The following is a 15,859-nucleotide window of genomic DNA, read 5'->3' as shown; positions in this document are numbered from 1 at the left end:
GAGTATTACCCAGCCTAGCCGCCAGTGTCAGCAGTTTCCGGAATTTCTGCTGTTGCGGCAGGCACATCGACGGTCCGCGGCGACTTTGTTGCGGGATCGGGGTCACGGTCCCAGTCCCAGATATTGCCGCGCACACGGTCGTAATTGGCGACCGGATCGTACAGCACGCCTTCGTCCGCCAAACCAAGATCGCGCGCTTCGGCGCGGCCCATTGCTGCCAGCAGGCTGAAGCCGGCCACATAGGCATTGCGGCGAGCTGTCACGAGCTGGACCCGGCTTTGCAGGAGTTCCTGCTCGGCATTCAGGACGTCGAGGATGGTGCGATTACCGATCGAATTTTCTGCCCGTACGCCCTCGAGGCTGAGTTCGGCGGCGGCCACTGCAGCCTGCGAGCTTTCGATAATGGCGAGACTGGCTTGCCAGCTCGACCACGATGCCCGTACTTGCGAGATGACGTCACGCTCGGTCGCAATCACGGTCTCCAGCGCAGCGCTCTCGCGGGCTTGCGCCTGGCGCTGACGAGCTGCCGGAAGGCCGCCCTGAAAAATCGGAATGCTCAACTGGACGCCCGCATTTGCAGTCGTCTCCGACTGAGAAACGCCGCCAGCGCCGCCAGCAAGCGTGCCGAAATAGTCGGTGTAATCGCTGCCCGCAAAGAGCGAGAGTGTCGGCAAGCGGCCGGCACCGGCCACTTCGCTGTCGTATCCCGCCGCCTTCGCACGTTCGCGCGCGGCAATCAGATCGGGATTATACTCCAGCGCTTGCTCGACGGCTGTCAGCGAATCGTCGGGAAGGCCGGGCAGGGGGGGTGGGGGCTGCAAATTGGTCGGCGCGTCGCCCACGAGAGCGATATAGTTTTCGCGCGCCTGGATCAGCGTCGCCTGCGAAGTTTGCAGGTCGCTCTGGGCCACGGCGAGGCGCGATTGAGATTGTGCAACGTCGGTGCGGGTCAGATCGCCAATTTCGAACCTGTCACTGGTCGCCTGAAGATTGACCGTAAGGACATCGACCTGATTGGCCGATAGACCCACGAGCGCCTGACCGCGCAGCACGTCCATGTACGCGGCCACGACTCGGCTGAAGATCGCGCTTTCTGTTGCGCGCAAATCGGCTCTGCCGGCCTGCACTCTTTCTTTGGCAGCGCGAATCCCGTTCTTGACCGCGCCTCCCGAGTAAATCGGGACGTTCAGATCAGGACCAATCTGCAATCGGCGCTCTGGTGCCGTGAAACTGTTTGGCGAGGTCTTGAGGAACTCGATGTAATTGCCGGTCGCCGTTACCGACGGCAGGCCCTGCGCTCGCTGGATGGGCACGCCTTCGTCGGTCGCGCGCAAATTGGCCCGCGCAGCTTCAAGCGTAGGATTGGTGAGATAGGCGTCGGTCAACGCTTCCTGCAGCGTGTCGGCATGCGCCGCACCCTGGGGAAAAGCCATTGCGGCGATGCTCGCCGAAAGTGCCAGTCCTGCGCGAACCCCTCCCAATGCCATTCAGAAACTCCAGCTTGCCGGTTTATCAAATGCGCCGAGGCGCGGGATGCCCATTTCAGCGAGCGGCAGAAGTGCCAGCGCCTTGCCGGATTTGCGTCCGGTGGCGAGGCGGGTGACGCCGCGATCGACCAGGCCGGTCACGATGCGGCCATCTTCTGCAACCTGCTTGGCAAGGTTCGCGGGTACATGTTCGATAGCGCCGTCGACGAGGACGAGAGTATAATCGCCCTTCTTCTTGGCGTTTGCCGCCTCGACCGGGCTGATCACATCGAGCGAGCCGACCAGCGGTTCGACCAGTGCGGGCAAATACCCGCTACCTGCATCGATGATCAGTACGCGGTCACCGGTTACCGGGCGAGCTTCGCCCAGCATGGCGCCGTGAAACAGCGGCGCGGGAAGGAACCCGCCATCGCCGAGACGAATCGCACGGTCCATGTAAGCTGTGCCCCTGGCGCTTTCGGGAACGAACTCCTCACGCGGGACGACACCCATGCGTTCGATGACGAATGGCTCGTTCACGCCGCTGGGGCGCAATTGGCAATCGATCATCGCCTTGCGGGCGACAGAGAATTCGGGGCGAGATTGTGTGTTGGTTGTCATGGCTATCCGCGAGCTGTATTACAGTTATAACACGCTTATGCAAGCTCCCGTTGCCTTAGGCGCAAGACCTGTTGCGGCCAAGCGCTTTGACCGATGGCCTCAATCACGCCTATCGGGGAGCGCAAATCTGCAACATGGGAACGCGCGGCGATGAGCGACATGACGACCATCAAGGAAGAAGACCTGATCGAGAGCGTGGCCGATGCGCTCCAGTATATCTCCTACTATCACCCGATGGACTATATCCGCGCCCTCGGCGAAGCCTATGAAGCCGAGAAGGGTCCGGCGGCAAAGGATGCAATCGCGCAAATCCTGACCAACAGCCGGATGTGTGCCGAAGGCCATCGGCCGATTTGCCAGGATACGGGCATCGTCAACGTATTCGTGAAGTGGGGCATGAAATGCCGCCTCGACAGCAAGCGTTCGCTGCAGGAGGTCGTCGATGAGGGCGTCCGTCAGGCTTACAATCACGCCGACAACAAGCTGCGCGCATCAATTCTCGCCGACCCGGCGTTCACGCGCCGCAATACGCGGGACAATACTCCCAGCGTGCTGTCGGTCGAAATGGTTCTGGGCGACACAGTCGAAATCGATGTTGCGGCCAAAGGCGGTGGCAGCGAGAACAAATCCAAGTTCAAGATGATGAATCCGTCGGACAATATCGTCGACTGGGTTGTCGAGCAGCTCCCGTCGATGGGGGCCGGCTGGTGCCCTCCGGGAATGCTCGGCATCGGGATCGGCGGTACGGCCGAACATTGCATGAAGCTCGCCAAGCTATCGCTGATGGACCCGATCGACATGGGCCAGCTGAAACAGCGCGGCGCGCAGACCGATATCGAGCAGCTGAGGATCGACATCTTCGATGCCGTGAACGCTCAAGGCATCGGCGCGCAGGGCCTGGGCGGCCTCTCCACCGTGCTCGACGTAAAGATCATGGACGCCCCGTGTCATGCTGCGGGCAAGCCGGTGGGCATGATCCCCAACTGCGCCGCCACCCGCCATGCGCATTTCACGCTTGATGGCTCTGGCCCTGCCTATCTCGATCCGCCCAACCTGGACGAATATCCGCAGGTCACGTGGAAACCCGATTCGGCTGCGCGCAGGGTCAATCTCGATGCGCTCACCAAGGAAGAAGTTGCGAGCTGGAAGCACGGCGACCGCATCCTGCTGTCAGGCAAGATGCTCACCGGGCGCGATGCCGCGCACAAGCGCATTCAGGACATGCTGGACCGGGGTGAGGAACTTCCCGTCGAGTTCAGGAACCGTGCGATTTATTATGTCGGGCCAGTCGATCCGGTGCTGGGCGAGGTTGTGGGCCCGGCAGGCCCGACCACGGCGACCCGCATGGACCGCTTTACCGAAATGATGCTCGACCTTGGGCTTTTGGTGATGATCGGCAAGGCGGAGCGTGGTCACGACGCTGTCGAAGTCATCAGCCGCTTCAAGGTTGCCTATCTGATGGCGACCGGCGGAGCGGCCTACCTCGTCAGCCGCGCGATCAAAGGCGCCGAAGTGGTGGCGTTCGAGGATCTCGGCATGGAGGCGATCTACGAATTCGAAGTGCAGGACATGCCTGTGACCGTTGCCGTGGATAGCGAGGGCAATAACGTCCACACGCTCGCCCCGGCCGAATGGCGTCGCCGGATCGCGGAAAACGACCTGGAACCAGCCGAATAACTTCGATCTTCGACAAACGGCATGGCCCGTTCGACCGCTGGGCTTTCCAGAACGGGGCCGAACGGGCACATAAAGCGTGCTTTGAACACTGAACGCCAGATGAATTCGGAAACCTTCCACGTCCCTCTCAGGACCGTGATCGCGTCAATCGTGGGCCTGTGGTGCGCGTATTTTCTTCTGATCACCGCTCGTGGCTGGCTCATCGGTCTCGACTTCGAATTCGACCTGGTCTGGCGGCGTGTCGCAGTTACGGTTGCGGCGATGGCAGTGACATTCGTGCTCTGGCTGATCTTGCGCCTGTTCGACAAGCGGTCGCTTACTGCACAGATCTGCGGCGCGCTCGTTTTCGCGCTTCCAGCGGCATTGCTCATTGCTCAGTCCCAGCAATGGGTCTTTGCCTCGATCCAGGAACGTTACGAGGCCAAGATTGCCGAAGAACGGGGCATTTCGCTGCGGCGGGATGATAATGGCAATCTCATCATTGAAGGCCCCTCACCGGTAGAGCCGCAAATGACCGCGCCGCTGGGCACCCCGACGCCAGCAGCCAGCACCGCGCAGGTCGTGTTGCCGGACGACCGCGATACTGATCGGCTGCTGCAGCTCGTCGAGATGGGTCTCGACCGCTACTTCCTCCTGCTGGCCTGGGCAGCGCTCTATCTTGCACTATTGGCCGGCGTCAGGGCCAAGGCTGCCGAAAGGCGCGGCGAGCGCTTCCGTAGCGCCGCGAAGGCCGCGGAACTGCGCAGCCTGCGGTATCAGGTCAATCCGCACTTCCTGTTCAACACGCTCAATTCGCTCAGCGCTCTGGTGATGACGGGCAAGGACGACCGGGCCGAACAGATGATCCAGTCGCTCTCGCGCTTTTACCGGCACTCGCTGGCTGACGATTCGACCGGTGATGTCAGCCTCGAGGACGAGATCGATCTGCAGGAACACTATCTCGAAATCGAGTCGGTGCGTTTTCCGGACCGGCTCAAGGTGAGCGTCGATCTCCCGCGTGAACTTGCAAATCTCAAGGTTCCCGGAATGATCCTCCAGCCCCTGGTCGAAAACTCGGTGAAGTACGGTGTCTCTGCCAGCAACAAGCCCGTGACGATCAGTATCGTTGCGCGCGAGGAATATGGACGCCTGGTACTCCGCGTCAGCGATAATGGGCCGGGCGTACCTGCCGGGCACAAGGGCGGCTTTGGCATAGGCCTTGCCAATGTGCGCGACCGGATCGAGGCAAGGTTCGGCCGCGAGGCATCAATCAGCTCCGGGACATCGATCGATGGTTATGAAACCGAACTCAGGTTACCGATGGTGAAGCATGGCTGAGGAAAACGGCAACACACTGCGCACCCTGATCGTCGATGACGAACCGTTGGCGGTGGAACGGATGCAGGTGATCTGCTCCAAGATCGATGACCTTAACGTGGTGGGAACTGCCAGCGACGGCGCGCAGGCGCTGCGTCTGATCGAGGCGCTGGCACCTGATCTGATACTGCTCGACATGACCATGCCCGAAGTCGATGGCCTATCGGTCGCGCGTGAGCTGGCAAGTCACGATGAGCGCCCGGCGGTCGTGTTTGTCACGGCCCACGATAATTATGCCGTCGAAGCCTTTGACCTCGACGCGGTTGATTACGTCCTGAAGCCCGTCAAGCCTGAGCGCCTAGAACGTGCGATCCAGCGCGCCCTGTCGCGTCGCTCGGACAATGAACGCAGCCAGAGCAAATGGCTCGAAGAGCTATGGATTCCGCATCGCAGCGAACTGATCCGTATCGAAACCGATGAAGTCAGCCGTATCGATGCCGAACGCGATTATGTGCGCCTGCATGTCGGTGACCGTTCATACCTGCTCTTGCAGACTATCGCCGGTCTCGAACAGCGGCTCGATCCGGCAAAGTTCATCCGCATTCACCGCTCCACGATCCTCAAGAAGGAACACATCAAGGGCCTAAGGCACGACGGTCTTGGCGTATGGTCGGTGGAAATGGATGATGGCGAGGCACTGCGGATCGGCCGCACTTACCTGCCCAAGGTAAAGGCGATGGCTGGCCGGTAAACTCGGGCCGGATAAAGCGCCGCAAGTTAAAATTCAGGATGCTGGAAAAGGAGGACCCCGACCGGGGGACTGCATTCCGGCCGGGATCCAGGAGGTAAAGCGGACTGGGGTATCAGCCGCCTTTTGCGCTCTGTTCTATGACAGCAGCGAACTGGGCATTCATGTTCTTGGTGGTTTCGGAAACGCAGCGCTCGGCGTCACGATCGCGCATCCGCGAACCGGTGAGCTGGCGGTTGTATCCGCACACCTGGCGTGCAGCGATTTCGATGCGGTCTGCGAGCACGTCCTGACCTTCGGCGGTCGCGAGATTGAGGTCGCGGTAGTTTACCGTGACCGAGCTTGTTTCAGTTGTCTTGGCGATTGCGGCAGAAGGAATTGCGAGGCCGACCGCGGCGAGGATGAGTAGGGGGGTCTTCATGGCATTTCTCCAATTTGCGGCGGACCCGAGTGTCTAGGGGGACTGGAGTAGTGGGCCCGCCGCACGAACTGTATTGCCTATTTACAACTGTAGTCGCCACCGCTGATCGACCGGCGCGAAGTTCGTTTGGACGATGTGCGTGAAATGGCCGACGAAACGCGATTGGCAATCTGCGAACGGCAACCCTATCTTTTCCAATGATGTTGTTATTGATCCTCTTCGTGCTTGGTGTTGCGAATTTCGCGGTTCACAAGGCTGTTCTGGAAAGTGGCCACCCCATGCTTGATGCCCTGCCGTCTTTTTACCGCAGCGGCCGGGGGCGCATCTCGCTTGGCTTCGAGTTCGCCGTGCTGCTTGTCGCGATGCTGCTTGCCGGAAATGGCTGGCCGGGGGCGGTTACCGCTTATGCCATTTACAGTGTGCTGAATTTCGGCACCGGATGGTTGGTGCTTACCGGCAGGATATAATCGGGCACCGATGGTGATATTCGTGGTGGCTGCAAGCAAGGTCCATCTGCTAGCGACACGCAATGACCAATGACGCGCGGCGCATATTTCATCTTTCCGACATCCATTTCGGCCTCGAAAACAATCGGGCGCTGGACTGGGTGGATCAGGAAATTTCCAAGAAGAAACCCGATGCGGTAGCGATTACCGGCGATCTCACCATGCGGGCCCGGCACCGCGAATTTGCTGCGGCGACGGCATGGATCAATTCGCTCGATGCGCCGGTGACGGTTGAAGTCGGCAATCATGACATGCCGTATTTCAACCCGATCGAGCGCTTCTTTGCTCCGTATCGCCGGTTTCGCGGAATGCGGGAAAAGGTGGAGCGCGAATTGGATCTTGGTAGCCTGGCGGTCGTTCCCCTCAAAACTGCGGTTCGCGCCCAGCCCCGGCTCAATTGGTCGAAGGGCTGGGTCACCGGCGCTGCGCTGGAAAAATGTCTCCGCGCAATCGATGCTCTTCCGCAAGGCACGAAGGCTCTCGTGGCTGTGCACCACCCATTACGCGAAGTGGGCACCCAAGGCACCGCACTGACGAAAAACGGCGAACGGGCGCTGCGTGAACTCGCGAAACGCCCGGTTGCCGCTGTCCTGTCCGGCCACGTGCACGACGCTTTCGACATTCTCGAAAATACACCGGAAGGCCCGGTCCGGATGATCGGGGCGGGCACGCTTTCCAAGCGCACCCGGTCAACGCCGCCCAGTTTCAACGAGATCGAATGGGATGGAGAAAGGCTGGCAGTGACGGTACGCAATCTGGACGATGTCGAGACGTGCGACATGCAGATTGACGATGTGCCCGAAAATGCCAAGCCGCCCCGCCATCCTGGCGAACCTGTGGCGCCCGTGCGGCAAGTCCCACGGGTCGATCCGCCGGTTCATTGATCCTGAGAGATTCTGCGTAAGCGCTTTTTAACCTCAATCGGGCAGATTGGCGGCCGACAAAAGGGAAAGTCGCAATGGAATTTTTCAAGGCGGTGCCGCTTGGCAGCATTCTCACCTTCGTGGTCGCATTGATCGTAGGATCGCAGGGTTCGCGCGGCGGATTCCTGTCGATCTTCCGTGCTGAAATCTATCAGTATGAATTCTGGTGGAGCTGGCCGCTCTTCTTTGCCGGGACCGGGCTGGCATGGGGCATCATGATGCTGCAGCGCTGAGGCTGCGCAAAGAAAAAGGGCGGCTCCATGCGGAACCGCCCCTTCTCGGTGATCGTGAAGATCGAATGGAAGCGAATTAACGCCCCAAAATCAACGCTTACTGAACTGGAAGCTACGACGTGCCTTGGCGCGGCCGTACTTCTTACGCTCGACCACGCGGCTGTCGCGGGTGAGGAAGCCAGCCGCCTTGACCGTCGAACGCAGCGCCGGCTCGTACTTGGCGAGAGCCTGGCTGATGCCGTGCTTGACCGCACCGGCCTGACCCGAAAGACCGCCACCCTTTACGGTAGCAACGATGTCGTACTGGCCCTGACGCTCGGTGATGGCGAACGGCTGATCGAGCACGAGACGCAGCGTAGGACGTGCGAAATACACCTCCTGTTCGCGGCCGTTCACGATGATCTTGCCGGTGCCTGGCTTAAGCCAAACGCGTGCCTTGGCATCCTTGCGGCGACCGGTCGCATAAGCGCGGCCCTGGCTGTCGAGTTCCTGCTCACGCAGGGGAACGTCGGCCTTGGCAGCGATTTCGGCAGAATCACCCTCAGGTGCGTCACCGGCGATGTCCTTCAGATCTGCGAGATCCGAAACGGTTTCAGTCTTGGTTTCGTCAGCCATTACGCGACAGCCTTGTTCTTGCGGTTCATCGAGGCAACGTCGAGCGTCGAGGGCTTCTGGCCGTCATGCGGATGCTCGGTGCCGTTGTAGAGGTGGAGTGCACGCATCTGGTCACGGCCCAGGGGTCCGCGCGGGATCATGCGCTGCACAGCCTTTTCGAGCACGCGCTCGGGGAAGCGACCTTCCAGTACCTTGGCCGGCGTCGTTTCCTTGATGCCGCCCGGGTGACCGGTGTGCTTGTAATAGATCTTGTCGGTCATCTTCTTGCCGGTGAACTTCACCTTGTCGGCATTGATGACAATGACATGATCGCCGCAATCGACGTGCGGAGTGTAGGTCGGCTTGTGCTTGCCGCGCAGGATGTTGGCGATGATCGCAGCGAGGCGGCCTACAACGAGACCGTCGGCGTCGATGATGTGCCATTCCTTTTCGACCTCTGCCGGCTTGATCGACCGGGTGATCTTTGTGAGAGCCTTCATGGCTATGTGTCCGTTTTCTTGAGTTCAACGCGCCGCGGAGCGACACGAAATTACCGTAGCGAATCTGGATGGCCAAACCCGCTGAGCGCGCGCCAATTGACGTGCAATGCTCGTTTCGTCAAGCAATTCCGCGGCATTCAGCGGAGGTAAAATAGTAGGTCAACTGCCCCTTGCGCCGATTTCCCAGCGCTCCAGCGTTGTTCGCCTGCTTTCGCCAATGTGAGTGACCACGCGCCTTTCGGTGTGTTCGAGCAGGCCTGAAACCGGGCTCGCAGCGCTTTCGATTGCGACTTCGTAACTGGCCGGGACACCGCCGGGCAGTGTCATCGGACGGGTTTCCGCACGCTCGCCCGGCTCGGGGAAGAACAGGTCGCGGGGCACCTGACTGACCACCGAAGCGGCAGCAGCGCCTAGGCTGCTCAGGAATTCGCGTGCACTGCTCAACTCTTCAGCCGGCGGGACCGCAGCTTCAATCGCACCGATTGCGCGGTCGATCGCGCCCTTAATGCTGTCAGGCTGCCCGTCTGTCCAACCTACCATGATGCCATACCTGTCGAGCTCGACCGGGAACAGGCCGGTGACTTCGCGTTGCTCTTCTAGTCGCGCGAATGCGGCAAGTGCAGCGGGTGCCTCGACCTTGCTGGCAATCTAACGGGCATTCACTCTAGCGCCGGCACCGAAAGATCCGAATTCGCACTCCCAGCGGCGCACGACCCGAATGGTGGCACCATCGGCAAGATCGCGTTCGAGCACACGTGTCAGATCGACCAGCCCGGTTGGAAAACGGATGGGCCGCACTGCTGCTGAGGCCGCGGTCGAAAATGAAAGCAGCGGCATCGCGGCGAGTGCCCCGAATGCCTGAATCACGCTTCGCCGGCCGCTGTCAGCCATTCTGTGCGCCCTTTCCAAGCTCGCCCAGCCATCGGTTTGTCGCTGCTCCGCCAACACATGGCCAGCCAAGGATTGCGGGCGCTTCGTAGGGATGCAAATCTTCCAGGCGTGCAATCGCCTGCTCCAGCAGCGAGGCGTCTGTTTTCAGGAGGGCAGGGACTTCATCGCCCGATCCGGCCGCGCCATTCCAGCAAAACATCGAATGAATGGCACCGCCAATGTTGATGCAGCCAATCAATTTCTCTTCAAGCAGGGCCTGGCCGGCGGAGCCTGCGGCCTCGGCATCGGGGAACGGGCAATAGATCAAAGCTGTCACTGCCGGCGGCCCAGCACATGCGCACCCCAAGCAAACACGGCAACCAGAAGGGCGCCGACAATTTGGTGAGCAACGGCGACCCACAGCGCAACGCCGGTCATGACGGTTGCAATGCCGAGAAGTATCTGGGTGCCGAATGTGGCGTGGATGGCAACCGAGGCGCGCCGCTCGAGTGGTTTCAATTTCCGCGCCATTACAATGAGTGCAGCGACGGCGACCCAGGCCCACCAACGGTGCGACCAGTGCACCAGGAAGGGATCGTGGCTCACTGCGTAAAACAGTCCGCGAGAGCCGTCGAATTCAGGCACCAGCCGCCCCTGCATCAAGGGCCAGCTGTCGCTGGCGAGACCGGCATTGAGCCCCGCCACCCACGCACCGAGCAAGAGCTGGATGAAGAGGATGGCGCAGACCCAGCTGGCAGTCGCGGTCCACAGCGCTTTTCTTTCGTGGCCTGCCGCCAGGCGCCGCAGGTCCAGCGCGACCCAGACCAGCGCGCCGAGTGTCAGCATCGCCGTCAGGAAGTGCAGCGAGAGCATGAAGTGGCTCACGTCGGTCATGGTCTCGTTTAGGCCGCTGCGAACCATGAACCAGCCGAACACGCCCTGAAGCCCGCCAAGACACAGCAGGCCCACCAGCCGGGCCTTGTATCCGTGCGGAATGGCACCGCGTACCCAGTACCATGCCAGCGGCAAGGCGAAGGCGAGACCGATCAGGCGGCCCCAAAGGCGGTGGAACCACTCCCAGAAATAGATGAACTTGAACGCGGCAAGGTCCATTCCGGCCGGGCCGGTCACGTTAATATATTCGCCAGTTGCCTTGTAGAGATCGAACTCCGCCTGCCACGCAGCCTGCGACAAGGGCGGTATCGCGCCGGTAATCGGCTGCCACCTGGTGATCGACAGGCCGCTTTCGGTGAGGCGGGTAATACCCCCGACCGCGACCATGACGATAACCATCGCAGCGACGAAGAAAAGCCAGTTCGCAAGCGCGATCGGGCGGGCATTGGCGACCTTGGAAACCATGTCCGCCTGTTTGACGTCCGGAGCGCTCAAGGCAAGTGCGAATCGTGCAATCGGCGTATTAGCCACTGCAACTGGTAAAAGTGAGTGGCGCGTAGCAACTTGGCCTTGTAACACGTGATACTATCACATATCTCCCATGTAATGTTGCAACGCGCCATCTCTCCGATTCGCCGACGCCTAGACCGCGTCGGTATCGGCATTTCCGGTCTGTGCGCGATTCACTGCCTGCTTTCGATCGTACTCGTGTCGGGACTTGGCATTGGCGGCGAATTCTTCCTTGCTCCCGAAATCCACCGTTACGGGTTAGCTGTCGCCACATTGGTAGCAGCGGTTGCGATTGGCTGGGGCGCGTTGCGTCACCGGATGGCCGCACCCTTTGTGATCGCCATGACCGGCCTGACCTTCATGGGCGGCGCCCTGGCCGTGCCGCACGGGTACAAGGAAGCGGTTCTGACCATTATCGGCGTGGCGCTGGTTTCGCTCGGTCACATCCTGAATATGCGCCATTGCCACTCTGCGGCTTGCAAGGAACGCTGCGGGGACTAAGTCGGGGCGCATGATTGCGCTCACCGTGAATGGCGAAACCCGCCGTACCTCCGCCCCCACCATCGCTGAACTCGTGCGCGAGCTTGATCTCGACCCTGCGAAAGTGGCGGTCGAGCACAACGGCACGATTGCGCCGCGCAGCGAATTGGCCAGCCACGCGATTGCCGAAGGCGACGTGCTGGAAATTGTGCATTTTGTCGGCGGAGGGCAGGATGACGACAGCTGGACCGTTGCCGGACGGACATTCAAGAGCCGCCTGATTGTCGGGACCGGCAAATACAAGGATTTCGAGCAAAACGCCGCTGCGCTGGAGGCTTCAGGAGCAGAGATCGTCACCGTCGCCGTGCGCCGCGTAAATGTCAGCGACCCAAAAGCGCCGATGCTGACGGACTATATCGACCCGAAAAAAGTCACGTATCTCCCCAACACCGCAGGGTGCTTCACCGGCGAAGATGCGATCCGCACTTTGCGCCTCGCTCGCGAAGCTGGCGGCTGGGACTTGGTCAAGCTGGAGGTGCTGGGCGAAGCGCGCACGCTCTATCCCAACATGCGCGAAACGCTGACCGCCACGGAAACGCTGGCCAAGGAAGGCTTTCTCCCCATGGTTTACTGCGTCGATGATCCCATTGCGGCAAAGCAATTGGAAGATGCTGGCGCAGTGGCCGTCATGCCGCTCGGCGCGCCGATTGGCTCAGGCCTCGGCATCCAGAACCGCGTCACGATCCGGCTCATCAAAGAAGGCGCGAATGTGCCTGTGCTGGTGGATGCAGGCGTCGGAACGGCGAGCGATGCCGCCGTCGCGATGGAGCTGGGCTGCGACGGTGTCCTCATGAATACTGCGATCGCCGAGGCAAAGGATCCCATCCGCATGGCCCGGGCGATGAAGCTGGCCGTAGAGGCGGGCCGCGATGCATATCTTTCAGGTCGCATGGCTACGCGTAAATACGCCGATCCCAGCAGTCCGCTGGCAGGATTGATCTAGTAAACATCAGGAGGCTGCATGTCCGACCTAAGCATCCAGTTCGAGGAAACCGGCAGCAAGGGACGGTATTTCACGCCGCGCGGCGTGAATGGCGAGCAGGCAGAGATTACATTCTCACGCGTTAGCCCCCAGCGCATCATCGTCGACCACACCGGCGTTCCGGACAGTATGCGCGGCCAGGGTGTCGGGGTGAAGCTGGCGGAATATGTGGTCGCCGACGCGCGCAGCAAGGGCGAGAAGATCATTCCCCTGTGTCCTTTCTTCAAGGCGCAGGCGCAGCGCCACGAAGAATGGCTGGATGTCGTCGAACTCTGAAGGGCGGCGTCCGCTTACCGAACGTTAACCATATTCGCGGACACTCTCCCTTGAAACCGGGGAGTGCCGATCATGGCCATTACCAATAGTGCCGCGATGACCATCGCTGAAATGCGCGAATTTGCCAGCTTCACTGCCGCCGAGCAGCGCTATATCCGCCGCAGCCTCGATATCGGGCTGGGACGCTGCGATGCGTTTCGTATCTGGGGCCGCAACGCGGGCGAAAATGCCGCGATTCGCAGCCAGTACGTCACCTACCAGGAATTGAAGGCACTGCGCGGTTCGATCCCGGGCGATTCGGGCTTCGACCAGATCGAAGGTTTCATCGGCAAGCTCACCCGCGTCGCCGCTTTCGACCTCGCTCAAGAGCGGATCGACAGCTTCTCTGCATTCCGGTTCCTGTATGAGCGCCTGTTGGGCGCAGATGCCCGGCCCTGGTTGCCGAGCGCCTTCTGCGCCGCCGCCGCCCTGCCGCAAATCCGCCCGGACCGCCGCAAGATGCTGCTGCAAAGCCTGAGTGAAGCCGCCGCAACCGCACCCGGCTGGAGCGAGCGCGCGCCGAGCTTCTATCCGGAATTTATCGAGGAAGTAGCGGCCTAGAGTTCTTCCACGATGAGATAAGTGACGGTCGTTGCACCGACATTTACGACTTCGTGCCATTCGGTGCCGTCACTCGAATAATCCGAACCGGTTTCCAATGTGGCCGTTCGGGTCCCTTCAGCGCTTGTTAGCTGCACGGTCCCGCCGCTCAGCGCATACCCGTAATGCTTGGGATGGAAATGCCGTTCATGGCCCACGCCCGGTGGGAAGGTGCAGCGCAACACGCGGTGCGTTTTCGCAAGATGCTGAAGGCTGCAGACACGCTCGCCCTTCCAGCCGGCTTCGAGTGCTGACGGAAGCGACCGATCCGGTAGCGAAGGTGTCGCGCAACCCGCCAGTAGCGCCGCCGCAATCGCGGGCGCTGCAATCATCAGTAATTTTCGCATGATCAGCTCCGGTACAGCCCGTCCAGCTTGTCGCCGTAGCGTTCCTTGATCTTGTGGCGGCGGATTTTCATCGAGGGGGTCATTTCCTCGTTCTCGATGCTGAAGGCCTCATCTGCGAAGGTAAACTGGCGGACCTTCTCGATAACAGACAGGTCCTTGTTCACCCGGTCGACCGCCTTGCGGACCGCCGAGCGGAATTCCGGATCATCCTGCAACGACTTCAGGTCGAATTGCTTGCCATTGGCGCGTGACCATTCGACGGCCCACTCCGCGTCAGGGACCAGCAGACCGACGATGTAGGGGCGCTTGTCGCCAGCAACCATCGCCTGACCGATCTCCGGCTGGAGAGTCAGCATGCCTTCGATTTTCTGCGGAGCGACGTTGTCGCCCTTATCGTTCACGATCATGTCCTTCTTGCGATCAGTGATCACAATCCGGTCCTTGTCGTCCAGATGGCCGATGTCGCCCGTATGCAGCCAGCCATCCTTGATGGTGCGCGTCGTCTCTGCCTCGTTCTGCCAATAGCCGTGCATGACCAGTTCGCCGCGGCACAGGATTTCACCGTCTTCGGCTATCTTTACTTCGACGCCGCGCATGGCGGGGCCGACCGAGTGCATGGCGATGCCCGCCTTCGGCCTGTTGCAAGCAATGACGGGACCGGCCTCCGTCTGGCCGTAACCCTGCAGCATGGTGAGGCCCATGGAATCGAAGAATATGCCGACTTCCGGATTGAGCGGCGCGCCTCCGGACACCATTGCTTTCATCCTCCCGCCAAAGCGTTGGCGGATCTTGGGCTTGAGCAGGCGCGACACCATCGCGTCCTTCAGGCCATCGCCGAACTGGCGCTTGCCCTCCGCCCGGCGCGCGCCAACCTCGAGTGCGGTATTCATCAGCTTTTCGGCCAGGCCACCCTGCTTCTGCACCTGCTTCATGATCCGTGCACGCAGCACTTCGAAGAGGCGCGGGACCACGACCATGATGGTCGGCCGGGTTTCTTCGATATTGCTGGCCAGCTTTTCCAGCCCTTCGGAATAGAAGATCTGCGCGCCCACGCTGATGGGCAGGAATTGGCCGCCCGTATGTTCGTATGCGTGTGAAAGCGGCAGGAACGACAGGAACCGCTCTTCATTGCCCAGCCCGAAATCCTCGATCAGGATCTCTGCAGCACCGGCCGAATTGCACAGGATCGCACCGTGATGCTGCAACACGCCCCGCGGCGCTCCGCCAGTGCCGCTGGTGTAAATGATGCAGGCGGTATCGCCGCGCCCGATCTTGGCGATCCGCTGTTCAACTGCCTGGCGGGCGGCGACTGCATCGCCCTCGATCATCGAGTTCCAGTCGTGATAGGTAAAGCTGCCCGATTGCTGGCGGTGCAGGTCTTCGATGCCGATAACGTGTTCGGCCACACCCGACGCCTGCAAGGCCCCGTGCAGGGGCTTGAGCAGCTTTTCCGTCGACACGATGACCGCGCGCGATCCCGAATTGTCGAGGATATGGATATGATCGCGTTCGGTGTTGGTGACATAGGCTGGCACCGTCACGCAGCCCGCGGCCATGACCGCCAGATCGGCAATGCACCATTCGGGGCGATTTTCGGAGACGAGGCAGACGCGGTCGCCGTCATTCAGGCCCAAACCGCGCAAGGCTTCGGCGAGGAGGCAGACACGATTGGCTGCTTCGCCCCATGTCATCGTGTGCCAGCTACCGTCGGCTTTCCAGCCGAGGAACGGCTCGTCCGCCTTGGCATCTGCGCGTTTCAGAAAAAGTTCGACCAGATTGTTCGCGGAATCGATATCCGACAGCACAGGCAGGCTCC

General features: G+C 60.9%; 21 protein-coding genes. 10 read left to right on the top strand and 11 right to left on the bottom strand.

Features of this window, described 5'->3' with window-relative positions; translation table 11 throughout:
* Window positions 1-14: 14 nt before the first annotated feature.
* Complete coding sequence (locus tag K3166_RS12730) at window positions 15-1,433, bottom strand: TolC family outer membrane protein (RefSeq protein WP_247714655.1); 1,419 nt, start codon at window positions 1,431-1,433, stop codon at window positions 15-17.
* 54 nt (window positions 1,434-1,487) lie between these two features.
* Window positions 1,488-2,087: a protein-L-isoaspartate O-methyltransferase family protein gene (locus K3166_RS12725; protein WP_247714654.1), complete on the bottom strand. Its 600-nt coding sequence runs from the start codon at window positions 2,085-2,087 to the stop codon at window positions 1,488-1,490.
* Window positions 2,088-2,237: 150 nt separating this feature from the next.
* On the opposite strand from K3166_RS12725, the gene K3166_RS12720 reads away from it, so the two are divergent.
* The 3 genes from K3166_RS12720 (at window position 2,238) to K3166_RS12710 (ending at window position 5,811) form a co-directional block, all read left to right on the top strand.
* Entirely contained in the window at window positions 2,238-3,764 is a 1,527-nt protein-coding gene (locus K3166_RS12720; protein ID WP_247714653.1) for a fumarate hydratase, read from the top strand.
* Window positions 3,765-3,845: 81 nt separating this feature from the next.
* On the top strand, window positions 3,846-5,081 hold the full coding sequence (locus K3166_RS12715) for a sensor histidine kinase (RefSeq protein WP_345719134.1): 1,236 nt from the start codon (window positions 3,846-3,848) through the stop codon (window positions 5,079-5,081).
* Window positions 5,074-5,811, top strand: coding sequence for a LytR/AlgR family response regulator transcription factor (locus K3166_RS12710; RefSeq protein ID WP_221422563.1), 738 nt, complete (start codon window positions 5,074-5,076; stop codon window positions 5,809-5,811). Before K3166_RS12715 ends, K3166_RS12710 begins: the two co-directional genes overlap by 8 nt.
* Before the next feature lie 112 nt (window positions 5,812-5,923).
* On the opposite strand, the gene K3166_RS12705 is transcribed toward K3166_RS12710, so the two are convergent.
* Window positions 5,924-6,229, bottom strand: coding sequence for a UrcA family protein (locus K3166_RS12705; RefSeq protein ID WP_221422562.1), 306 nt, complete (start codon window positions 6,227-6,229; stop codon window positions 5,924-5,926).
* Between the two features lie 197 nt (window positions 6,230-6,426).
* Between K3166_RS12705 and K3166_RS12700 the strand changes: the two genes are divergently transcribed.
* From K3166_RS12700 to K3166_RS12690, 3 genes are all read left to right on the top strand, one after another.
* A complete protein-coding gene (locus tag K3166_RS12700; protein ID WP_247714652.1) occupies window positions 6,427-6,696 on the top strand; it encodes a hypothetical protein in 270 nt (89 codons plus the stop codon).
* 62 nt (window positions 6,697-6,758) lie between these two features.
* Window positions 6,759-7,619 (top strand): metallophosphoesterase family protein, encoded by an 861-nt coding sequence (locus K3166_RS12695; RefSeq protein ID WP_221422561.1) that lies wholly within the window; start codon window positions 6,759-6,761, stop codon window positions 7,617-7,619.
* Window positions 7,620-7,693: 74 nt separating this feature from the next.
* Window positions 7,694-7,891, top strand: a complete 198-nt coding sequence (locus K3166_RS12690) for a hypothetical protein (RefSeq protein WP_221422560.1) — start codon at window positions 7,694-7,696, stop codon at window positions 7,889-7,891.
* Between the two features lie 90 nt (window positions 7,892-7,981).
* On the opposite strand, the gene rpsI is transcribed toward K3166_RS12690, so the two are convergent.
* The 6 genes from rpsI to K3166_RS12660 form a co-directional block, all read right to left on the bottom strand.
* Entirely contained in the window at window positions 7,982-8,506 is a 525-nt protein-coding gene (gene rpsI, locus K3166_RS12685; RefSeq protein WP_221422559.1) for a 30S ribosomal protein S9, read from the bottom strand.
* A complete protein-coding gene (gene rplM, locus K3166_RS12680) occupies window positions 8,506-8,985 on the bottom strand; it encodes a 50S ribosomal protein L13 (RefSeq protein ID WP_221422558.1) in 480 nt (159 codons plus the stop codon). The genes rpsI and rplM overlap by 1 nt, the downstream gene beginning before the upstream one ends.
* Window positions 8,986-9,144: 159 nt before the next feature.
* Window positions 9,145-9,525, bottom strand: coding sequence for a hypothetical protein (locus K3166_RS12675; protein WP_221422557.1), 381 nt, complete (start codon window positions 9,523-9,525; stop codon window positions 9,145-9,147).
* A 108-nt stretch (window positions 9,526-9,633) separates the two neighbouring features.
* Window positions 9,634-9,876 carry a hypothetical protein gene (locus K3166_RS12670; protein ID WP_221422556.1) on the bottom strand — a complete coding sequence of 81 codons (243 nt, stop codon included), beginning with the start codon at window positions 9,874-9,876 and terminating at the stop codon, window positions 9,634-9,636.
* Window positions 9,869-10,192, bottom strand: coding sequence for a divalent-cation tolerance protein CutA (cutA, locus tag K3166_RS12665; RefSeq protein WP_221422555.1), 324 nt, complete (start codon window positions 10,190-10,192; stop codon window positions 9,869-9,871). Before cutA ends, K3166_RS12670 begins: the two co-directional genes overlap by 8 nt.
* The gene (locus K3166_RS12660; RefSeq protein WP_221422554.1) at window positions 10,189-11,214 is read right to left on the bottom strand and encodes a COX15/CtaA family protein; all 1,026 of its coding nucleotides are present in this window, start codon (window positions 11,212-11,214) and stop codon (window positions 10,189-10,191) included. Before K3166_RS12660 ends, cutA begins: the two co-directional genes overlap by 4 nt.
* Before the next feature lie 141 nt (window positions 11,215-11,355).
* On the opposite strand from K3166_RS12660, the gene K3166_RS12655 reads away from it, so the two are divergent.
* The 4 genes from K3166_RS12655 (at window position 11,356) to K3166_RS12640 (ending at window position 13,657) form a co-directional block, all read left to right on the top strand.
* Window positions 11,356-11,760, top strand: coding sequence for a MerC domain-containing protein (locus K3166_RS12655; RefSeq protein WP_221422553.1), 405 nt, complete (start codon window positions 11,356-11,358; stop codon window positions 11,758-11,760).
* Window positions 11,761-11,770: 10 nt separating this feature from the next.
* Window positions 11,771-12,742 (top strand): sulfur carrier protein ThiS, encoded by a 972-nt coding sequence (gene thiS / locus K3166_RS12650; protein ID WP_221422552.1) that lies wholly within the window; start codon window positions 11,771-11,773, stop codon window positions 12,740-12,742.
* Window positions 12,743-12,760: 18 nt separating this feature from the next.
* Complete coding sequence (locus tag K3166_RS12645) at window positions 12,761-13,057, top strand: GNAT family N-acetyltransferase (protein ID WP_221422551.1); 297 nt, start codon at window positions 12,761-12,763, stop codon at window positions 13,055-13,057.
* 72 nt (window positions 13,058-13,129) lie between these two features.
* Entirely contained in the window at window positions 13,130-13,657 is a 528-nt protein-coding gene (locus tag K3166_RS12640; protein WP_221422550.1) for a hypothetical protein, read from the top strand.
* Here the strand turns inward: K3166_RS12640 and K3166_RS12635 are convergent.
* Window positions 13,654-14,043 (bottom strand): cupin domain-containing protein, encoded by a 390-nt coding sequence (locus K3166_RS12635; RefSeq protein ID WP_247714651.1) that lies wholly within the window; start codon window positions 14,041-14,043, stop codon window positions 13,654-13,656. The genes K3166_RS12640 and K3166_RS12635 overlap by 4 nt on opposite strands.
* A 2-nt stretch (window positions 14,044-14,045) precedes the next feature.
* On the bottom strand, window positions 14,046-15,854 hold the full coding sequence (locus tag K3166_RS12630; protein ID WP_221424115.1) for an AMP-dependent synthetase/ligase: 1,809 nt from the start codon (window positions 15,852-15,854) through the stop codon (window positions 14,046-14,048).
* Window positions 15,855-15,859: the final 5 nt, after the last annotated feature.

The sequence above is a fragment of the Qipengyuania psychrotolerans genome, assembly GCF_019711355.1.
Classification (GTDB): Bacteria; Pseudomonadota; Alphaproteobacteria; order Sphingomonadales; family Sphingomonadaceae; genus Qipengyuania; species Qipengyuania psychrotolerans.
This window is presented reverse-complemented; position numbering and strand designations above follow the sequence as displayed.

Excerpts from the sequence above, each read along its gene's own strand:
- K3166_RS12675 (WP_221422557.1), bottom strand. The coding sequence starts at position 9,525 with ATGGTAGGTTGGACAGACGGGCAGCCTGACAGCATTAAGGGCGCGATC.
- K3166_RS12635 (WP_247714651.1), bottom strand. The coding sequence starts at position 14,043 with ATGCGAAAATTACTGATGATTGCAGCGCCCGCGATTGCGGCGGCGCTA.
- K3166_RS12660 (WP_221422554.1), bottom strand. The coding sequence starts at position 11,214 with ATGGTTTCCAAGGTCGCCAATGCCCGCCCGATCGCGCTTGCGAACTGG.
- K3166_RS12725 (WP_247714654.1), bottom strand. The coding sequence starts at position 2,087 with ATGACAACCAACACACAATCTCGCCCCGAATTCTCTGTCGCCCGCAAG.
- K3166_RS12700 (WP_247714652.1), top strand. The coding sequence starts at position 6,427 with ATGATGTTGTTATTGATCCTCTTCGTGCTTGGTGTTGCGAATTTCGCG.
- rpsI (WP_221422559.1), bottom strand. The coding sequence starts at position 8,506 with ATGGCTGACGAAACCAAGACTGAAACCGTTTCGGATCTCGCAGATCTG.
- K3166_RS12695 (WP_221422561.1), top strand. The coding sequence starts at position 6,759 with ATGACCAATGACGCGCGGCGCATATTTCATCTTTCCGACATCCATTTC.
- rplM (WP_221422558.1), bottom strand. The coding sequence starts at position 8,985 with ATGAAGGCTCTCACAAAGATCACCCGGTCGATCAAGCCGGCAGAGGTC.
- K3166_RS12730 (WP_247714655.1), bottom strand. The coding sequence starts at position 1,433 with ATGGCTTTTCCCCAGGGTGCGGCGCATGCCGACACGCTGCAGGAAGCG.
- K3166_RS12655 (WP_221422553.1), top strand. The coding sequence starts at position 11,356 with ATGTTGCAACGCGCCATCTCTCCGATTCGCCGACGCCTAGACCGCGTC.
- K3166_RS12705 (WP_221422562.1), bottom strand. The coding sequence starts at position 6,229 with ATGAAGACCCCCCTACTCATCCTCGCCGCGGTCGGCCTCGCAATTCCT.
- K3166_RS12670 (WP_221422556.1), bottom strand. The coding sequence starts at position 9,876 with ATGGCTGACAGCGGCCGGCGAAGCGTGATTCAGGCATTCGGGGCACTC.
- thiS (WP_221422552.1), top strand. The coding sequence starts at position 11,771 with ATGATTGCGCTCACCGTGAATGGCGAAACCCGCCGTACCTCCGCCCCC.
- K3166_RS12720 (WP_247714653.1), top strand. The coding sequence starts at position 2,238 with ATGAGCGACATGACGACCATCAAGGAAGAAGACCTGATCGAGAGCGTG.
- K3166_RS12690 (WP_221422560.1), top strand. The coding sequence starts at position 7,694 with ATGGAATTTTTCAAGGCGGTGCCGCTTGGCAGCATTCTCACCTTCGTG.
- K3166_RS12710 (WP_221422563.1), top strand. The coding sequence starts at position 5,074 with ATGGCTGAGGAAAACGGCAACACACTGCGCACCCTGATCGTCGATGAC.
- K3166_RS12640 (WP_221422550.1), top strand. The coding sequence starts at position 13,130 with ATGGCCATTACCAATAGTGCCGCGATGACCATCGCTGAAATGCGCGAA.
- K3166_RS12645 (WP_221422551.1), top strand. The coding sequence starts at position 12,761 with ATGTCCGACCTAAGCATCCAGTTCGAGGAAACCGGCAGCAAGGGACGG.